The sequence below is a fragment of the Murimonas intestini genome, assembly GCF_024622195.1.
Taxonomy (GTDB): Bacteria; Bacillota; Clostridia; order Lachnospirales; family Lachnospiraceae; genus Murimonas; species Murimonas intestini.
Map to the genome: position 1 here is coordinate 738,824 of NZ_JANKBI010000001.1, position 18,790 is coordinate 757,613.

Here is an 18,790-nt window from a genome sequence, read left to right on the forward strand (position 1 = left end):
TCTCTCCTCTACAGCCGCTCCACCTTTTCCATAGCGGCAAATATCATATCTTCTGTGACCTTATAGGGGATATGCTCCATATCAGGGCCTTCCACGATCTCCTTTAACACATCCCGCAGGTATTCCCGCTCAAGCTTTACATTCATCTGTTTTAATGAAGACGGTATCCCAAGCTCTGTCAGAAATCCTTTCAGCCGGCACATTTCCTCTTCCTGCCCGTCCACAGCCAGCTGGACCAGCACACCATAAGCCACTACATCACCGTGCAGGTAAGCCTCCTCAAATCCCGGCAGAAGGACAAGTCCATAATAGACAGAATGGGCAACTGCACAGTTATAATCATCCAGCACCATGAGAGATACCATACCGGTGCTCACAATATTGGCCAGCACAGCCTGCTGCAGTTCGTAGGAAGCTCTGTGCTCCCGGCAGTCCTTAAGCGCCTGTACACCGTGCTCCAGTAGCGGTTCATAGCACATATTGCTGATTTCCCTGCCCAGCGCTGAATTGTGGTCCAGCTTATCTCCCCTGGCCGCAAAGTGGCATTCAAAAAATTTGCCGATCGTATCTCCCATGCCCGCTCTCAGATACTGAAACGGCGCATCTGCTATCACCTGCAGGTCTATAAAGCAATGTCTGGCAGGCCTCTCATAGAAATAAAAGCTGTCAAAATTCCCATCCTCTTTATAGACTACTGACAGAGCTGTAGCGGCAGCACATGTAGCCGCGATTGTTGGAAAGGTAAACACAGGCAGACCGACCTTAAATGCCGCGCCTTTAGCAGTATCCAGCGCTTTGCCGCCTCCCAGTCCGAATATCATTTCCGCCTGGCATTCTCCTGCAATTTCAGCACATTTCCCGATCTGGGAATATGTACAGTCTCCTTTAAATATCACAGTCCTGACTATTTCAAGACCGGAATTCTTTATGGACAGGGCCAGCTTATCCCCGGCTGCACAAAGCGCCTTCTCTCCCGCTACCAGCAGGACTCTTCTGCCATAAAAACCGCAGACTGCGGGAACATGTTCATATGCCTCACCGCCTATTGTATAATTTGTGAAACAGACTGAATAAGTTTTCATTTCAACAGCTCCTGTAATTTGGCAAGACGGGCAAGCGCCTCATCCATCGTCTTTTCTTCTCTTGCAAAATGGAGTCTTATCAGGTTATTCACCTCTTCTTTAAAGAAGCTGGACCCCGGCACTGCCGCCACTTTGATATTCTTTATCATCCACTCGCAGAATTCCAGGTCTGTATATCCGCTAAACTGCGGCAGATCCAGAAACGCCTGGATATCGATCAGGACAAAATAAGTTCCCTGGGGCACATTATGCTTCAGGCCGATCCTGTCAAGCCCCTCCAGAAAATATGCCCTCTTCTTAGTATAAACTTCAAGAAGCTCTTCATAATAAGATTCAGGGAAATTAAGCCCTGTCACTGCTGCCTCCTGAAGAGGGGCCGCTGCCCCCACTGTAAGGAAATCATGGACCTTCTTGGCAGACTCTATCACTTCCTCCGGCCCTATCAGGTATCCGAGACGCCACCCTGTAATGGAGTATGTCTTAGAAAGGGAATTACATGTTATGGTATGCTCATACATTCCAGGGATAGATGCCATGCATGTATGGCGGTTCGGCGCATATACCATGTGCTCATAAACTTCGTCAGTGACTACGAAAGCATCATATTTTACAGCCAGTTCTCCGATGGCAGTCAATTCCTCCCTGGAGAATACTTTTCCGCAGGGATTGGATGGGTTGCAGACAATAATGGCCTTTGCCCCATTCTTAAATCCTTCTTCTACTAATGAGATATCAAATCCATATTCAGGAGGGACCAGCGGAATATAGACCGGCTCTGCGCCTGAGAGGATGGCATCAGCTCCGTAATTCTCATAAAATGGAGAAAACACCATCACCTTATCGCCGGGATTACAGATAGTCATCATGGCGCACATCATAGCTTCTGTACCGCCGCAGGTAACCACGATTTCTGTTTCAGGATCAATCTCTCTTCCGATGGCGCGTCCCTGCTTGCGGGCCAGCGCCTCCCTGAAATTCTCAGCCCCAAAAGTCACGGAGTACTGGTGAGGTCCTGCATATGCCGCTTTTGCCAGGGCATCCATAATTTCTTTTGGCGGGTCAAAATCAGGAAACCCCTGTGAAAGATTAATAGCTCCATATTCATCGCTGATTCGCGTCATTCTCCTGATCACGGAATCGGTAAATGTACCGACCCTGTCACTTAATTTTGGCATTGATTCTTTCCTCCTGATAGAAATATTTATATGTAATTATTCAGCAGCGTTATTTACATTACTTTTATTGACTTATTTTTACAGCGCTTTTATAATAAAGTATACCGTTACGGTATAGTCAAGGAGGAATTGTATATTTATGCAGAAATTCAACACACCATGCATAAAAACAGGGGAATTTGCCAGTTTATGCGGTACAAATAAACGCACCCTGTTCCATTATGATGAGATCGGCCTCTTTTCTCCTGCCTGGACAGACGAAAAAGGCTACCGGTATTACAGCGAGAGCCAGTGCGATGTCTTTTTTACAATTACCTGTCTGCGGGAAATCGGTATGCCTTTAAAAGAAATAAAAGAATATATTGACTGCCGCAGTCCTGCTGCTTTAAAGACCCTGCTTTTAGAACAGCAGGAAAAGATCAGGCAGGAACTGGACCGGCTGAAACGTATCCAGCAGGTCATTCAGACAAAGATAGAACTGGTGGATCTAAGCGAGACGCCCAAATGCATGGACTCCGCCTCTATCAGCCTTGAAGAGATGCCCGAGGAATATCTGATCATCAGCCCCCGCATTGACACTAATGACCATGATATCATAATCAGGACCATCTGCGAACATATCGGCTACTGCCGGAGCCATTCACTTAATATGGGACATCCCTACGGGGCAATGCTCACTACACGCAGTCTGATGGAAGGGCATCTGGATACTTATGCACATTTTTTTACTAAAGTACATTCTGCCCCCGAAGGCCATCCCTGCTGCAAAAAGCCTGCCGGGCTGTACGCCGTAACATACTTGAGAGGCAATTATTATGATGCCGCTGATGCTTATGAGCAGCTTTTCTCCTATATCAGAAGGAAAAATCTGACCCCGGGCATGTTTTCTTATAAAGAGGCTGTTCTGGATGAAATCGCCGTCTCCGATGAAAACGAGTATCTCACAAAGATTTCAATTGAAATCAGCGGGTAAACTTGTACTTAAATTAAGGTTGTGATATATTAGAGCCGTATATGAAAATTACTATCAGGAGGACATTATGAATAAATACACAGAGTATATTTTAGAACAGGCTGAGAACCTGCTGGCAATAGACAGCCCCTCCGGCTTTACGCAGGCCGTGACTGATTATCTGATGAAAGAATACAAAGATCTCGGGTATTCTCCGGCCAAAACAACAAAGGGCGGGGTACTTGTAGATCTGGGTGGAAAGAGGAATGGCCTTTTATTAACTGCCCACGTGGACACTCTGGGGGGAATGACAGCGCAGATCAAACAAAACGGCCGTCTCCGCATGACTCCTGTGGGAGGGATGAATCCCAACAATGCAGAGACCGAAAACTGCAGGATCTATACTTTTGACGGCAGGGAATACACCGGCACTCTCCAGCTTCAGAATGCCTCTATCCATGTCAATAAGGATTTCAATGATAAATCCAGGTCCTTTGATGAGATGGAGATCCTTATAGATGAGCCTGTTTCATCAAAAGAGGATGTGGAGGCTCTGGGTATCATGACCGGCAATTACATCTGCTTTGACCCGCGCACAACAATTACCCCGTCCGGCTATATAAAGAGCCGTTTTCTGGATGATAAGCTGAGTACCGCTATCCTTCTGGGCTACGCAAAATACTTAAAGGACGAGAATGTTTCCCTTACACGCAGGGTATACCAGCATATAACTGTATTTGAGGAAGTAGGACACGGCGGCTCCGCCTCCACCCCTGATGATGTGACAGAGATCCTTTCCGTGGATATGGGATGTGTGGGCGATGGTCTGGAGTGCACGGAGCATCAGGTCTCCATCTGTGTAAAAGACAGCAACGGCCCATACAACTATGATATCGTCAAGGGGTTGATAAAAGCAGCAAAGGATAATAATATCGATTTTGCCGCAGACGTGTATCCTCACTACGGTTCAGACGCAGGCGCCGCCCTTCAGGCCGGCTATGACCTCCGCCACGGGCTGATCGGCCCCGGCGTATATGCCTCACACGGGTATGAGAGAAGCCATACCGACGGGGTTGAGAATACACTTCTGTTATTAAAGGCGTATATTTAAAATCATTTATGCAACAATTCAGGAGGCAGAGGTCCCATCGCTGTCATTCATTACTGTTCACTCCGTGACCAGCGACATTCATTCTATCCATCTGTCACGGATAAAAGGCTCTTGTACTGCTGCCTTTAAAAGATCAGCGTAGGCTTCCGTCCTTCTGAATGTATTTCCCATCATCTCACTGCTGCGGTACGCTCTCAGTTCATTAATATCATATTCAGCCATATAGATGCCCTCTGACTCTTCATCTGCCAGAAACATGGTCATTTCCTGTTCTTTTCCTTCTTTATCCCAGGCAACAGGTGTGAATGCACATGACCTTCCGCAGTCCTTACCTGCCACATTTGCCATAACCACCCCTGTCATATTCTCATAAGCTCTTGTAGATAATGCGTTTACCCTGGGCTTCATCCCGCCGCACGAATTTGGGACAAGTATGATCTCTGCGCCTTTCAGCATCAGTATTCTGGCACTTTCAGGATACTCTCTGTCATAGCAGATCATAATACCTATCCTGACACCCTCAAACTCACATACTTTAAATTCTTCCCCATTTTCCAGCATGCTTTCCACTGAAAAACTGCAGGTATGTACTTTACTGTATATCATTTTGACAGCGCCGGATTTATCAATCAAAAAGGCACTGTTCCTTGGCCTCTCCCGGCCTTTTGTGTAGCAGGTCATCACAATCCCCACAGAAAGGCTCCTGGCAAGGCGGCAGAACTCACGTATAGGTTCACTCTCCTCATCCAAAGCCCCCTCTGCCCATTCCTTGTAACTGGAATTTTTTCTGAGAGCATCCCAGTCACAGGGACAGTGTTCAAGTTCCTGCTGTTCCTCCGCCGTCACATCCTCTGCCACCAGAGGAAATCTATAGCCATGCAGCCAGCATTCCGGAAACAGCACAAGATCTGCCCCCATATCCTTCGCTTTCATGACAAGCTGGATTCCTTTAGTCTTATTGCTCTCCACATCGTACCCTGAATAGGCTGCCTGTACTACTGCTATCCTCAATTTTTTATTCATCACTGTGCCTCCTGTGTAAATACAGAAAAAAGTACAGCGCCTTTACAATCAAGGCCCTGCACTTTTTATAATTATACACCTCCGTGCATCCCATAATTCAAATCCTTCGGATGGGCGTGCTCCGCACGACAAGGTATATGTTTACGCAATATGATTTTTAATTTCCGCTACTTCTTTTTCCAAATACTCAACTTTAGATTTTAAGGTTGACACCTGCACTTCATACAATAACGTTTTGTCAGTTACCCGTATTGCCTGATTCAATTTATCGACCAGATTTATATGATTTTCTGCAAGCAGCTGGATATTATGATTTGTTTCATTTTCAAGCTTTAACCCTACTGATGTAACCTTTTGATTTATAGCGTCTATATCACTTTGCATAACTCTTATGGCAGCTGTTACAGGTTCTATCTTTTTGTCTATCATATCAGATATTGCCAGTAATAACTCATTATCTGTCATTATATCACTCTCCTTTTGCTTCTGCTGGTTTACTGTTCACTTGACTCATTACCTGCTAAAATAATCGTTCCCCATAAGTTTATTATATCATACAGGGAGTTTAAAGTCTATTACATAAATCTCTCAATCACTTCCGCGATCCCGTCATGGTTATTGTCAGCCTCTGTCACATAATCGCCGCAGCTTTTGATATCTTCCGGCGCGTTCTGCATCACCACGCCCACTGCCGCTGCTTCAATCATGCTCACATCATTAGGAGCGTCACCTGCCGCTATCGTATTGCACATAGGGATACCCAGTTTTTCGCACAAAATGCTCATGGCACTGCCTTTAGAAACTCCCGGAGCCACGTGCTCTAAGTAAGCTGCACAGGAAAAGATCCGGTCCAGCTTCCCGTCTGCCCACTCCTTAGTCTCCTCCTCAAAAGCCACCAGTTTATTATGATCTTCATAATCCATGACAATGAGCTTGACCGGCTCACGGCCTTTCAGCGCTTCTATGACATCAGGGACCACAACAGCAGTCACGTTTGTCATTTTCTGGTATCGCTTTACTTCCTCTGTCTCTTTTTCAATAAGGATATTTTCATCATTGTAGGTCTGGCAGTGAAGACCTCTCTTTTTAGCCTCCTCAAAGACCTTCTTCACATATTCCAGAGGAATCGTCCTGCGGTACACTGATTTTTCCCTGTACAGGTCATATATCTCGCCCCCATTGTAAGCAATGGCAAAGCATCCGTCCTTAACAAGCCCCAGTTCTCTTGACAGCCTTCTGGCGCTCACTGTGGGACGTCCTGTAGTGATCACTATCTTATGTCCCCTTGCGAGGGCATCATCCACCGCCCTGCGGTTTTTCTCTGTTATCTCTTTTTTGTCATTGAGAAGTGTGCCGTCCAGATCCACGAAAAGAATCCTTGTATTCTTTTCTTTCTCCATCAAATCCTCCAAAGCCTCATCACTCTCACTGATCCAGACATCTTCTTCCTCCGGGGTAAGTCCCAAAAATTCTCTCAATGTTCTTGTATCATCACTGAAATTCCACTTGCCCGTCAAACTGAAGATCTCTTCAAAGTCTGTCTCGCCCGCCATATATCTGTCACGAAATGTCCTGTTCTCTTCCAACTGTCACTGCTCCTTTATCTTTTTCCTGTAGTCCGTCCTGCGCTTTCCCCTGCGCTTCCGGTCCCCTGTACTTCTCATTCTTCTTTCATCTGAGGGAATCATTATCCCTCGCAGCCCGCAGCTGCTTTAATATCTCATACGGTATCTTCAGATTTCCACGGCCGCAGCCCAAGTCAATTGCAGGCTTATTGCTTCCATGAAAATCAGAGCCGCCCGAAATGCACAGCCCCGATATTCTCGCCAGACGGCGCATCTCGTCTTCCTCATACCCCCTGTGGGTTGAATAGACAGCCTCCAGGCCCAGAAGCCCGCTTTTTTTCAGTTCACAAACCAGCTCTTTCAGCTTCTCAGGCTGCAGATGGTACTGAAGGGGGTGGGCAAGTACAGGAATCCCTCCCGCCCTGCGCACAAGGCGCACTGCCTGATGTGGGGTCACCTTTTCTCTCGGCACATAGCAGGTACATCCATCACCTATATAACGCTCGAAGGCTTCTGACATATCCCTGATGTAGCCTTCATCCAGCATATACCTGGCAAAGTGGGCTCTTGTCCACACAGCCTCCCCAAAACGCTTCTCCATATCTTCCCAGGTCAGCTTTATCCCGGCCTCATTCAGTTTCCTGATCATTTTTTCATTTCGCAGATCCCTAGAATCCCTGAAGCGCTTTAACTGGCTCTGAAACTCCTGGTCTTCATAGTCGAAGTCCAGCCCCACTATGTGTATATCACGTCCCTCATACTCTGTAGAAAACTCGATTCCCGGTATTACTTCTACCGGCTTTCCCCTGGAAGCCCGGATGGCTTCTGCAAGCCCTTTTGTAGTATCATGGTCAGTCAGTGCAAAAGCAGCCAGGCCTTTTTCTATAGCATAATCCACCAGCTCAGACGGCGTATAAGTTCCGTCTGACTCATTTGAGTGGACATGCAGATCAATATATTTCATATTTTCCATCCGCCTAATCCATCTCTATGGGCTCTGCCGGAATAAACAACCTGTCATTTACTTCTTCCTCCGGCTGGGCCGCCCTGCTTATGGCCTCATCACAGAAATACTGCTGTGAATTTAAGAGCACCTTGCCTCTCTTGTCAATCTTCTCATAAGTTCCGTCAGCCGCCAGCACATGGGCCTTTACATTGTCTGCCAGCTGGATATCCAGAATATGGCGCACCTCCTCCATCAGCCTGGGATTCTCCACAGGGAAGAGGATCTCCACTCTCTTGTCCAGATTTCTCGGCATCCAGTCAGCGCTTCCCATATATATCTCTTCCTGCCCGTTATTGTGGAAATAGAAGATCCTGCTGTGTTCCAGGAAATTACCCACAATAGAACGCACAGATATATTTTCGCTCACACCAGGAATTCCTGTTTTGAGACAGCAGATCCCGCGGACTATAAGCTCCACACTGACTCCCGCTGCCGAGGCCTCGTACAGATTTGCAATTATTTCCTTGTCACACAGGGAATTCATCTTTGCTATAATGTGGGCCTGTTTCCCCTCTCTGGCATGCTTTGTTTCTCTCTGGATAAGCTTTACGAAGCGTTTTCTCAGCCAGATAGGGGCCACTACCAGCTTGTTCCAGCTCTTTGGCTCTGAATAGCCGGAGAGCATATTAAAGACAGCAGTTGCATCCTCCCCTATGGCCTCAGAGCATGTAAGGAGGCCCAGGTCTGTATATAATTTCGCCGTGCTGTCATTATAGTTTCCAGTGCCCAGATGGACATAACGGCGTATGCCGTCCTCCTCCCTGCGGACAACAAGTGTAATCTTACTATGGGTCTTCAGCCCCACAAGTCCGTAGATAACGTGACAGCCGGCTTTTTCCAGCATCTTTGCCCAGATTATATTGTTCTCTTCATCAAACCTGGCCTTCAGCTCCACCAGCACTGAAACCTGCTTGCCATTCTCAGCCGCCTGGGCGAGTGCTGCGATGATTGGAGAATTGCCGCTCACCCTGTACAATGTCTGCTTTATTGCCAGTACGTCAGGATCCTTTGCCGCCTGTTTTACAAAATTTACAACAGGATCAAAAGTCATAAACGGATGGTGGAGAAGTATATCCCCGTTTCTGATCTGCGTAAAGATATCTTCTTCATTCATCATGGCCGGCACTGGCTGAGGCCGGTAAGGTTTTACTTTATATTCATCAAATCCCGGCATGCCGTACATTTTCATCAGGAATGTCAGATCCAGAGGGCCGTTTATGCTGTAGATATCACTGTCCTTTATATTGAATTCTTTCTTCAATATCCTCAGCAGTGACTTCTCCATACCCTCGTCGGCCTCCAGACGGATGACCTCGCCCCACTGGCGGCGCTTCAGCTGTTTCTGGATCTCCTTGAGCAGATCGGCCGCCTCGTCCTCATCGATTGTCAGATCCGCATTCCTCATTATCCTGTAAGGATGAGCGCAAACCACATCATAATTCAGGAACAGTTTCCCGATATTGCGTTCAATGACCTCTTCCAGAAGTATGGCATATTTTTTCCCGTCCCTGCCGTCCGGAAGCTGTATGATCCTCGGCAGCACAGAGGGCACCTGTACAGTGGCAAAGTCCTCGGAATTTTCTCCCTTTTTAGAGATAAGGGCGCCTATATTCAGGGATTTATTCCTGATAAGCGGAAACGGCCTGGATGAGTCCATAGCCATCGGCGTCAGCACCGGATAGATATTTTCTTCAAAATAGCGGTCCACATAGGACATCTGGTCCTTTGTCAGCTCCTCGTGGGCTGAGACAAGCACCATGCCGTGCTGCTTAAGTGAAGGGAGCAGGGAACGGTTATAAGTAGAATACTGCAGGTTCACAAGTTCATGTGCCCTTTCCTGGATCAGCTCCAGCTGCTCTTCCGCATTCAGCCCTGCAATATCCGGCTTCGTATATCCGGCATGTACCATATCCTTCAAGGAGGCCACACGGATCATGAAAAATTCATCCAGGTTTGACGCAGTGATGCTTAAGAATTTAAGCCTCTCAAAAAGAGGCAGGCTCTTGTCTCTGGCTTCGCTCAGTACTCTCTCATTAAAGCTGATCCAGCTCAGTTCTCTGTTTTCATAATATTTAGAATCATAGAAATCTATTTCTGCCATCTTGCTCCCTCCTCTATATCTTTTTCTTCTGGCGTATCACAGGCTCCAGGCTGAACACTTCCTCAAAGAAAGCGGCCTTCTCAGGCAGCAGGCCTTTTTCCAGAGTAATATCCTCATCAGTCTCCACTAATATGATAAGCTCTTTTTCCTTCAGCGATATCTTCACATTTTTAAATTTCTGCTTATGGCTCCGGTCAAGAGCATTTGCAATGCGCAGTATGGCCGTCAGTTTTGCTATCAGCAGGTATTCCCTCTGGTTAATGCTTGTGTAGCTGCTCAGTTTATCATAATAATCAAAATCCATAGTATTAAACTTAACTACATTTGCAATGATCTCCCTCTCCGAGTGGGAAAGTCCGATAATCTCTGTTGCCATGATGATGCTGTAGGAGCACTCGGCCACATTAGAAAGGCTCACATACTTGCCGCAGCCATGAAGGATGACGGCGATCTGAAGAAGCAGCCTCTCCCTTGCGCTCAGGCCGTGGATCTTCTTTGTCTTATCAAATATTGCCAGGGCAAGCTCCTCCAGAGTTTTAATATGTGCCTTGCTGCACATATAACGCTTTGCCATGTTTCTGGCAGACGCGATAATATCATTATCAAAATTATGGCCGAATTTCAGGATTTTTTTCTTCTGGGCATAATCAAATGCCAGACCATCTGTCAGGTTCAGCCCCGGCATCCAGATCGTCTCCGCCCCTATTTCTTCCACCATCCTTTTATAAATAACCATAGACGGCATGATAAGGGAAGCGCTCTCAACCGGTATCTCATTCTTTTCTGCAATCTCCTCAGGAGAGCATCCGGAAATGCTGTTAAAAATCTCCATGAATTCAGCCCTTGTCACAGACGGCTTTTCCATTATTTCACTTATATAGTCTCCGACTATGATGATATTCTGGATCTCCCTGTCACGAAGGTAGAGCTTTTCAAAACTGGACAGTTCATTATTGATCAGCTCTTCTATCAGCTTTTCAGAGTGAGATTCACTGCACTGCAGGTCTGCCAGCTTCTCACGGATACGCAGGTTTCCCATCCTCATGTTCTGGGTGGTCACAAGACTGTCCTTATCGAAAAGGGATATCTGCACGCTTCCCCCGCCCACATCCACGATGGCCGTGCCCTTCTGGATGATTTTGTTAAATTCATTTTCCCTGGAAGCAATACATTTATAGTCCAGGAATCTCTGTTCCGAATTGCTTAAGACCTCCAGCTTCAGCCCTGTCTGCTTTTCGATGTAATCTACCAGGATCAGCTGGCTCTCTGCCTCCCTGATGGCGCTTGTGGCGCAGGCCCTGTAGGCATCCACCTTGTACCCCTCCATGATGACTACAAAATCCTGCAGAAGTGCACAGAGCTCTTCTACCTTAGCCACGCTGACCTTCCCGGTGGCATAGACATCCTTTCCAAGTTCTATCCTGCGTCTGATACTGTCGATCTCCTTCATGCCTTTCTGAGAGGAAAGCTCAAAGATTTTCATTTCCACTTCGTAAGACCCCACATCGATTGCTGCAAATGTCGTGATCCTCATGATAACACCTTCTCCCTTATCTTTATATTCAGTCGTCCGGCTCCTGACCGAGCAGATAGTCAATAAACTGCTGCGCCGTCCTTCCCGAAAGCCCGCCGTGTTCCAATTCCCATCTGTTTGCCGCAAGAAGAAGCTCTTCCTCAGGCATCTGTATCTCATATTTTTCTGCAAGCACCTTCACAATATTCTGGAATTCCTTTTTATTAGGAGCACAGAAGAATATCCTGACTCCGAACCTGTACACTAAGGACAGCTTTTCCTGAACTGTATCTGAAGAATGCAGATCCTCCCTGCGCCCCTCCTTATCTGCGAATTCCTCCCTGACAAGGTGGCGCCGGTTGGAGGTGGCATAGATAAGGATATTATCCGGCTTTTTCTCCAGGCCGCCCTCTATCACTGCCTTCAGATACTTATATTCTATCTCAAATTCTTCAAATGATAAATCATCCATATAAATAATAAACCTGTAATTGCGGTTTTTAATCTGTGCGATCACATCATTGAGATCCTGGAACTGATGCTTGTAGATTTCAATGATACGCAGCCCTTTATCATAATACTGGTTTAATATCCCCTTTATGCTGGAAGATTTTCCTGTGCCCGCGTCACCAAAGAGCAGGCAGTTGTTTGCCTTGCGCCCCTCCACAAAGGCCTCTGTATTCTCAATGAGCTTCTTTTTAGCCAGCTCATACCCTACCAGATCATCCAGGTGGACATGGGCAATATTTGTGACCGGAACAATATGGACACCCTCTTCATCGTGAGCTACCCTGAAAGCTTTGTGAAGCCCCAGTTTTCCCACGCCGAAATCCTTGTAGAACTGGATGCAGTCTTCCATGAATTCCTCAGCATCCCCTGCCTCACCCAGCCTGACGCTCAATGTGCAGATCCTGTCTCTGATCCTCTTATTGAACATTTTGCTGTTCTCATTTACATTCTGATAATCAGAAATCAGCGGAAAACATCTGGCTCCCAGATGTTCCTCCACCGGCGTAAAATCAAAATCATATAATTCCTTAAAAATCTCAAAATCATGGAGGGCCAGTTCATTGATACTTCCCTTCACAGCCCCCTTTATCTCACATGCTGTGCTGAATACATTTTCATTGTTCACCAGAAGGAGGGTCAGGTAATTATGCCAGAGATTCTTCTCAAATCCATATGTCCCGGCCAGATCCACCAGCCCGTGTATGCAGTCATAATACAGAGCCTGCACATCTTCCGTATTGTAGTATTCATTGTCGTAATTGTCCATGATCCAGGTCATATCCTCAAGGATCTGCCCCTGTTCAAAATATTTGTATACTATAAGTTCCTTTATCCTGGTCATCCTTATTCTTCCCCTGTAGCGATCCGGCATCTTCACAGTTACATGCCAAGGCCTGCCCGATAGCTGCTTTCCTTCTATATATTAATAATTTCCAAGTATTTTCATGGTGATTGCTTCTTCCCTGATGCCGCGAAGAGCATTCTTTACAGCGCCGTCATTTAAGTTCCCTTCAAAATCAATAAAGAACCTGTACTCCCAGGCTCTTCCCGGTATGGGCCTGGATTCTATATTTGTCATATTGACATTATTATAGATAAAATGCGAGAGCATATTATACAGGGATCCGCTCGTATGGGGCAGTTCAAAACAGATGCTGATCTTTCCTGCATCTTCCCTGAATATCCTCTGGTTTGTCACTATTATAAACCGGGTGGAATTAGCCTTTTCATTATAGATCCCCTCTGCAAGGACTGAGAGTCCAAAAAGCTCTCCTGCATATGTACTCGCTATGGCTGCCTGGCTCATATCCTTTTCTTCTGATACCTTTTTTGCTGCTACCGCAGTATTCTCGAGGGGGACCTGTTTCCACTCCCTGTGGCCCTCCAGGTACCGCCTGCACTGCATCAGGCCCTGGGGATGGGAATATACAGTCTTAATATGAGCGGTATCTGCGCCCGGCAATCCCAGGAGCGTCTGCTCACACTTGATGATCTGCTCACCGACTATGTAATTTTCAAATTCAACAAGCAGGTCATACATATCATTCACACTTCCCGCTGTGGAATTCTCTATGGGCAATACGGCAAAATCAGCGGAACCCTCGGCTATAGCTTCCATCGCGTCACGCCATGTCTCTACATGAAAAGAGCTGATACCGTCTCCGAAATACTGCTTCATGGCCAGCTGGCTGTACGCTCCCTCCACACCCTGGAAAACAACCCTGACCCCTGCTTTTTCTATCTCTTCCACGCTGATAAAGGGGAGGCGCCCGGCCACCCCGTTCTTGGCAAGCAGCTGATACTGCAGCTTGCGGCTCATAGCCATGATCTGTGCAAAGAGCTCCTCCACGCCATGCCTGTTAAACTCATTGTGGGCCATGGCCTTGACTGCTTCTATCTTTGCCTTCTCTCTCTCTTTATCAAATACCTTCCTGCCGGCGCCTATCTTATATTCAGCTACCTGCCTGGATATGTCCATACGCTCTTCAAAAAGCCGGACTATCTCTTTATCTATCGCATCTATTTTCTCTCTCAGATCTTTTAAATCAGCCATTTAACTCTCTCCTCAACTGGCGTATCGTTTTATTTAAAACAGGATGCCTGAAGCACGGCGCTATCTGATCCATTGGTTCCAGCACAAAATCACGCAGCGCAATCTCAGCATGGGGGATAGTCAGTTCTTCTGTATCCAGTATCATATCATCATAAAAAAGGATATCCAGGTCAAGTGTCCTGGGGCCCCAGTGTACAATCCGTTCCCGTCCTGCAGACTGTTCAATCACGTGCAGCTCATCCAGCAGTTCATAAGGAGTAAATAATGTTTTCAGAAGCAGGGCTCCGTTTAAAAACTCATCCTGCTCCACACCTCCATATGGTTCTGTGACAATATAATCAGAAACTTTTAACACTTCACAGCCATGAAGCATTTTAAGGGACTCTACCGCCTTATTGAGGTATGCCTCTTTATCTCCCATATTAGACCCGATGGCTATATATGCCATATGCCATCCCCTCTCTATCTCCACTGAGACAGTGTCCAGGGGCAGATGTACAGGCGCCCAGGGCTTCTTTACCTCCAGCCTGACCTTTTTCACAAGAGGATAGTGGAGCAAAAGCTCCTCCGCAAGGCTTTCCGCCACAGCTTCTATGAGTTTGAACGTATTTTTTTTCATGAAATCAGTTATAAACTGGCTGACATTCCCATAGTCCACAGAATATTCCAGGTCATCTGTCTTTCCAGCCCTTCTCATCTCTGTAAACATAGTCAGGTTTACTACAAATTTTTGTCCCAGCACTGTCTCTTCTTTATAAACACCATGGTTGCAGAATACTTCCAGATCTTTTATCTTAATCTTATCCATCTCTCGCTCACTTTCTTCCCAGGATCGCTTCAGCCATCTTAATTGCCCTGGCATTTTCTTTTATATCGTGGACCCGCACAAATGCGGCTCCCTTCATAACACCGAATACAGTAGTCACCAGAGTCCCCTCCACTCTCTCTGATGAGGGAAGTCCGAGTGCAAGGCCGATCATAGATTTTCTTGAAGTTCCAAGCAATATGGGATACCCCAGTTCATGGAGTGTTTCCAGTTTATTGACCGCCTCCAGGTTATTCTCATATGTTTTTCCAAATCCGACTCCCGGGTCCAGAATGATCCTCTCGTCCCTTATTCCTGCCTTTTTAGCTATATCCAGCGTCTCACGCAGATCATTGCACATATCCGGCATAAAATCTGTATAATCCGCTTCCTTCCTGTTGTGCATCAGGCAGCATGCCACATCATATTCTGCGATGATCCCGGCAAGCCTGGTGTCATATTTCAGCCCCCAGATATCATTGACAAGGTCAGCGCCTGCCTTAATGGCAGCCTCTGCCACGGCGCCCTTGTATGTGTCAACTGAAACCGGCACATCAAAATTTGCCTTCACTGCCTCGATGATGGGAAGGATACGTGACATCTCTTCTTCATCTGACAAAAGAGTATAGCCGGGCCTTGTGGACTCTCCGCCTATATCAATAATGTCAGCCCCCTGTTCTGTCATATCCTGAACATGGCGCAGGGCCGCCTCACGTTCGTTCCATTTTCCTCCGTCTGAAAAGGAATCCGGTGTCACATTCAGGATTCCCATAATATATGTATGATGATCTGTATCGAACATCCTGTTTCCTATTTTCATCATTTTTCATCTCTCCTATCGTATCCCGTCAAAATTCCAGCGTAAGATTTTTCTTTGTATCATCCCAGTCGCACATATCTCTGGCAGCGCAGCCATAGCACGCCCGCGACATCTTATCCGCCCTGTATATGATCCCGGCCAGATTTTTCTCTTCTCTTACGTTTTTATCTCTGTGGCTTAAAACCGCCGCCAGTATTTCTTCCTGTTCATCCTCTTCAAACCCGCATTCCTCCAGGATCTTTGCCGCCAGCGGCACACCCGCCTCCTGGTGCGGCGTACCGTCCATATACTGAATATGCCGGCCCACATCATGCAGCAGAGCTGCCGCATAGATCTTTTCCCTGTCTATCTTCAGGCCTTCCTCCAGATTAAAAAGATGGGCCAGACGTGCCACATCCAGAAAATGTGACATATCATGGCCGCAAAATATACGTTCCTGCTCAAATTTTCTTATCTGTGCAAGACACTCTCTATACATATGATGCTGCAAGATCTGATTTACTCTATCCATACAATGTCCTGTCCCTTACTGTCTCAGCATCTGGTAAAATGTATTCTGAAGCTGCTCGCTCTCTTTAAATACGCCTCTTGTTGTCACAGTAACTGTCCTGGACCCCGGCTTCTTGATCCCTCTCATAGTCATGCAGGTATGCTCAGCCTCAATCATGACCATAACTCCCTGAGGATGCAGATTGTCCATAAACGCATCGGCTATCTGTGCAGTCAGCTGCTCCTGAAGCTGCAGGCGCCTTGCAAAGACCTCCACTGTGCGGGCGATCTTGCTTAAGCCCACCACTTCCCCGTTGGGAATATAGGCAATATGTGCCTTCCCGAAAAACGGAAGCATATGGTGCTCACATGTGGAAAAGAAAACAATATCCTTCTCAAGGACCATCTCATTGCTGTCCACATGAAACCTTTTATTCAGATGGGCCGCCGCATCCTCTTCCATCCCGCCTGCTATCTCCGTATACATCCTGGCTATTCTGTCCGGCGTCTCAATAAGGCCTTCCCTGTTCACATCTTCCCCGATGCCTTCCAGTATCAGCCTGACACCTTCTCTGATCTTGTCCTGATTTATCATAATTGTATGCTCCTCACTTTTGTTCCACAGCTTCAGCAATGTCTTTCAGAAATGAAAGTGAGCCGAATGCCACAATGACATCTTCCCCTCCTGCCAAAGCAATGCTTTTTCTGACTGCATCTTTTATATCCGGCGCAGCCTCCACACTATTATTGTATTTTGAAACTGCCAGCGCCAGCTCTCCCGCCGGCAGAGCCCTTGGATTGTCCGGCGTCTGGACTGTAAATATCTTATCTGCCATGGGGGCAAGCATGCGCGCTATCACATCATACTCTTTATCCTTAAATACTCCCATAATAAAGATCATACGGCGGCCTTTAAAATAAAGCTCCAGGGACTGCTTAAGCTGCCCTGCCCCGTCTCTGTTGTGTGCCCCGTCTATAATGAAAACAGGTTCCCTGGATATGAGAGTAAACCGGCCCTTCCATCTGGCCTTCTCAAATCCGCCCCTGACTGCCTCATCTGTCAGCTTCCATCCTATATTCTTAAGCCTGCGCACAGCCTCCAGCGCCAGAATGGCATTCTTGATCTGATAATATCCTGCCAGGCGTATCCTGACATTGTGGTATTCCTTATATGAGAAGCTCTGTTCTTCATATCCATACACCACATCCGCCGCTTCTCTTTCTGAAGCCACATACAGCCTGCACCCTTTTTCGGCAGCTGTTCTTTCTATTACATCCATGGCATCCTTTTCCTGTTCACAGGACACCACTGCTGTATTCTCTTTTATGATCCCAGCCTTCTGGGCTGCTATCTCTGCAAGCGTATTTCCCAAAACTCCAATATGATCCATACTGACGGAAGTTATCACTTCCATAACAGTAGTCTTTACCACATTCGTGGCGTCAAGCAGCCCCCCAAGGCCTGTCTCCAATACTACAATATCACATTTTTCCTGAACAAAATACAGAAAAGATATGGCAGTTTCCATCTCAAACGCTGTGGGATGGGCTTTTCCCTCTGCCAGCATCTCTTCCACAGCAGTTTTCACCCTGCCGGCCAGGCCGGCAAAATCTTCACGGCTGATATATTCTTCATCTACCTGAATCCGTTCTCTGTAAGAAAACAAAGTGGGGGATATATATCTTCCGGTTTTATAACCGGCTTCCTTCATAACTGTAGAAAGATAGGCAAGTACTGAGCCTTTTCCATTTGTCCCCGATATATGTATAAACTTCAATCTATCCTGAGGATTCTGCAGTTTTTCAAGCAGAGCCTCAATATTTTCAAGTCCCAGAACGCTGCCGTATTTTGCCGCCTCGTCCATATACTCTCTTGCCTGTCTGTAATCCATAAGTCTCCAATCTTGTCCAGATGCCGCTTTGTAACTGTTCAGTACCTTCACAGTTACATGCAAAAATCCATTTAAAATCGCCTCTGGCGATGGGATTTTTGCACCCTTGAATCATTTTCTTACGGTCTGTGCAATAAATGCACAGCCCTGCTGAATAGTTACGCCGCTTTAACATTTCATTAAGTCCTAATTATAGTATAATGCACTTGATTTTTCAAGTCTCACAAGTCTATTTTATTGGAATAAAAATAAATACTTTGGCAAGACTAACTACCATGAAAAGTAATTTTATAAAATGCGGTATCTGCGGATGGTGCCTGGAAAATTTGTGGACTGGATTCCTCTCCTTCCGCCGCCGCGAAATGAAGCTCAAAAGCCAGTCCTCACTCTGGATGTTCCCTATCTACGGCATGGCCGCGTTTATCGCTCCCTTGTTCAAATGGCTGAAAAATTACAGTATTATCATCCGCGGTACCTGCTACACTGTCTTTATTTTTCTGGCAGAGTTCCTGACAGGGAGTTTCCTGAAAAAAAGGGGGATGTGCCCCTGGGACTACAGTGATGCCAAAACAAACATCAACGGGGTCATCCGCCTTGATTATGCCCCGCTCTGGTTTGGGGCAGGCCTGCTCTTCGAAAAGCTGTCCCGGAGCGGAAAATAACAGAGGGGATGTTATCTTCAAAACATCCCCT

The 18,790-nt window shown here is 46.6% G+C and carries 18 protein-coding genes; 3 read left to right on the top strand and 15 right to left on the bottom strand.

Translation table 11 applies throughout. The annotated features are described in order from the left end of the window. Window positions 1-8: 8 nt before the first annotated feature. Window positions 9-1,082, bottom strand: coding sequence for an iron-containing alcohol dehydrogenase family protein (locus NSB28_RS03435; RefSeq protein WP_109624190.1), 1,074 nt, complete (start codon window positions 1,080-1,082; stop codon window positions 9-11). Then, on the bottom strand, window positions 1,079-2,257 hold the full coding sequence (locus NSB28_RS03440; protein ID WP_109624189.1) for a pyridoxal phosphate-dependent aminotransferase: 1,179 nt from the start codon (window positions 2,255-2,257) through the stop codon (window positions 1,079-1,081). Before NSB28_RS03440 ends, NSB28_RS03435 begins: the two co-directional genes overlap by 4 nt. A gap of 139 nt (window positions 2,258-2,396) precedes the next feature. Here NSB28_RS03440 and NSB28_RS03445 point away from each other — a divergent pair, with 139 nt between their 5' ends. Together NSB28_RS03445 and NSB28_RS03450 are read left to right on the top strand one after the other, a co-directional pair. Next, complete coding sequence (locus tag NSB28_RS03445; RefSeq protein WP_109624188.1) at window positions 2,397-3,230, top strand: MerR family transcriptional regulator; 834 nt, start codon at window positions 2,397-2,399, stop codon at window positions 3,228-3,230. Between the two features lie 67 nt (window positions 3,231-3,297). Continuing rightward, window positions 3,298-4,320, top strand: a complete 1,023-nt coding sequence (locus tag NSB28_RS03450) for a M42 family metallopeptidase (RefSeq protein ID WP_109624187.1) — start codon at window positions 3,298-3,300, stop codon at window positions 4,318-4,320. 78 nt (window positions 4,321-4,398) lie between these two features. Here NSB28_RS03450 and NSB28_RS03455 read toward each other — a convergent pair whose 3' ends face one another. The 13 genes from NSB28_RS03455 to NSB28_RS03515 all read right to left on the bottom strand — a co-directional run bounded on the left by NSB28_RS03455 (window position 4,399) and on the right by NSB28_RS03515 (window position 18,097). After that, a complete protein-coding gene (locus NSB28_RS03455) occupies window positions 4,399-5,343 on the bottom strand; it encodes a carbon-nitrogen hydrolase family protein (protein ID WP_109624186.1) in 945 nt (314 codons plus the stop codon). Between the two features lie 141 nt (window positions 5,344-5,484). Then, window positions 5,485-5,808, bottom strand: coding sequence for a hypothetical protein (locus NSB28_RS03460; protein ID WP_109624185.1), 324 nt, complete (start codon window positions 5,806-5,808; stop codon window positions 5,485-5,487). Between the two features lie 110 nt (window positions 5,809-5,918). Then, a complete protein-coding gene (locus tag NSB28_RS03465; RefSeq protein WP_109624184.1) occupies window positions 5,919-6,929 on the bottom strand; it encodes a Cof-type HAD-IIB family hydrolase in 1,011 nt (336 codons plus the stop codon). Window positions 6,930-7,014: 85 nt separating this feature from the next. Continuing rightward, on the bottom strand, window positions 7,015-7,872 hold the full coding sequence (locus NSB28_RS03470; protein WP_257497436.1) for a PHP domain-containing protein: 858 nt from the start codon (window positions 7,870-7,872) through the stop codon (window positions 7,015-7,017). A gap of 13 nt (window positions 7,873-7,885) precedes the next feature. Beyond that, window positions 7,886-10,015 carry an RNA degradosome polyphosphate kinase gene (locus NSB28_RS03475; RefSeq protein ID WP_109624182.1) on the bottom strand — a complete coding sequence of 710 codons (2,130 nt, stop codon included), beginning with the start codon at window positions 10,013-10,015 and terminating at the stop codon, window positions 7,886-7,888. Window positions 10,016-10,028: 13 nt separating this feature from the next. Next, on the bottom strand, window positions 10,029-11,549 hold the full coding sequence (locus tag NSB28_RS03480) for a Ppx/GppA phosphatase family protein (protein WP_109624181.1): 1,521 nt from the start codon (window positions 11,547-11,549) through the stop codon (window positions 10,029-10,031). 28 nt (window positions 11,550-11,577) lie between these two features. Next, window positions 11,578-12,879, bottom strand: coding sequence for an ATP-binding protein (locus NSB28_RS03485; RefSeq protein ID WP_109624180.1), 1,302 nt, complete (start codon window positions 12,877-12,879; stop codon window positions 11,578-11,580). 81 nt (window positions 12,880-12,960) lie between these two features. Then, complete coding sequence (gene pheA / locus NSB28_RS03490; RefSeq protein ID WP_109624179.1) at window positions 12,961-14,091, bottom strand: prephenate dehydratase; 1,131 nt, start codon at window positions 14,089-14,091, stop codon at window positions 12,961-12,963. After that, window positions 14,084-14,899, bottom strand: coding sequence for a 2-amino-4-hydroxy-6-hydroxymethyldihydropteridine diphosphokinase (gene folK / locus NSB28_RS03495; protein WP_109624178.1), 816 nt, complete (start codon window positions 14,897-14,899; stop codon window positions 14,084-14,086). Before folK ends, pheA begins: the two co-directional genes overlap by 8 nt. A 7-nt stretch (window positions 14,900-14,906) precedes the next feature. Continuing rightward, complete coding sequence (folP, locus tag NSB28_RS03500) at window positions 14,907-15,716, bottom strand: dihydropteroate synthase (RefSeq protein ID WP_109624782.1); 810 nt, start codon at window positions 15,714-15,716, stop codon at window positions 14,907-14,909. 28 nt (window positions 15,717-15,744) lie between these two features. After that, window positions 15,745-16,227: an HD domain-containing protein gene (locus NSB28_RS03505; RefSeq protein WP_109624177.1), complete on the bottom strand. Its 483-nt coding sequence runs from the start codon at window positions 16,225-16,227 to the stop codon at window positions 15,745-15,747. 15 nt (window positions 16,228-16,242) lie between these two features. Continuing rightward, window positions 16,243-16,800 carry a GTP cyclohydrolase I FolE gene (gene folE, locus NSB28_RS03510; RefSeq protein ID WP_109624176.1) on the bottom strand — a complete coding sequence of 186 codons (558 nt, stop codon included), beginning with the start codon at window positions 16,798-16,800 and terminating at the stop codon, window positions 16,243-16,245. Window positions 16,801-16,813: 13 nt separating this feature from the next. Next, entirely contained in the window at window positions 16,814-18,097 is a 1,284-nt protein-coding gene (locus tag NSB28_RS03515; RefSeq protein WP_109624175.1) for a bifunctional folylpolyglutamate synthase/dihydrofolate synthase, read from the bottom strand. A 275-nt stretch (window positions 18,098-18,372) separates the two neighbouring features. Here NSB28_RS03515 and NSB28_RS03520 point away from each other — a divergent pair, with 275 nt between their 5' ends. Then, a complete protein-coding gene (locus tag NSB28_RS03520; protein WP_109624174.1) occupies window positions 18,373-18,759 on the top strand; it encodes a putative ABC transporter permease in 387 nt (128 codons plus the stop codon). Window positions 18,760-18,790: the final 31 nt, after the last annotated feature.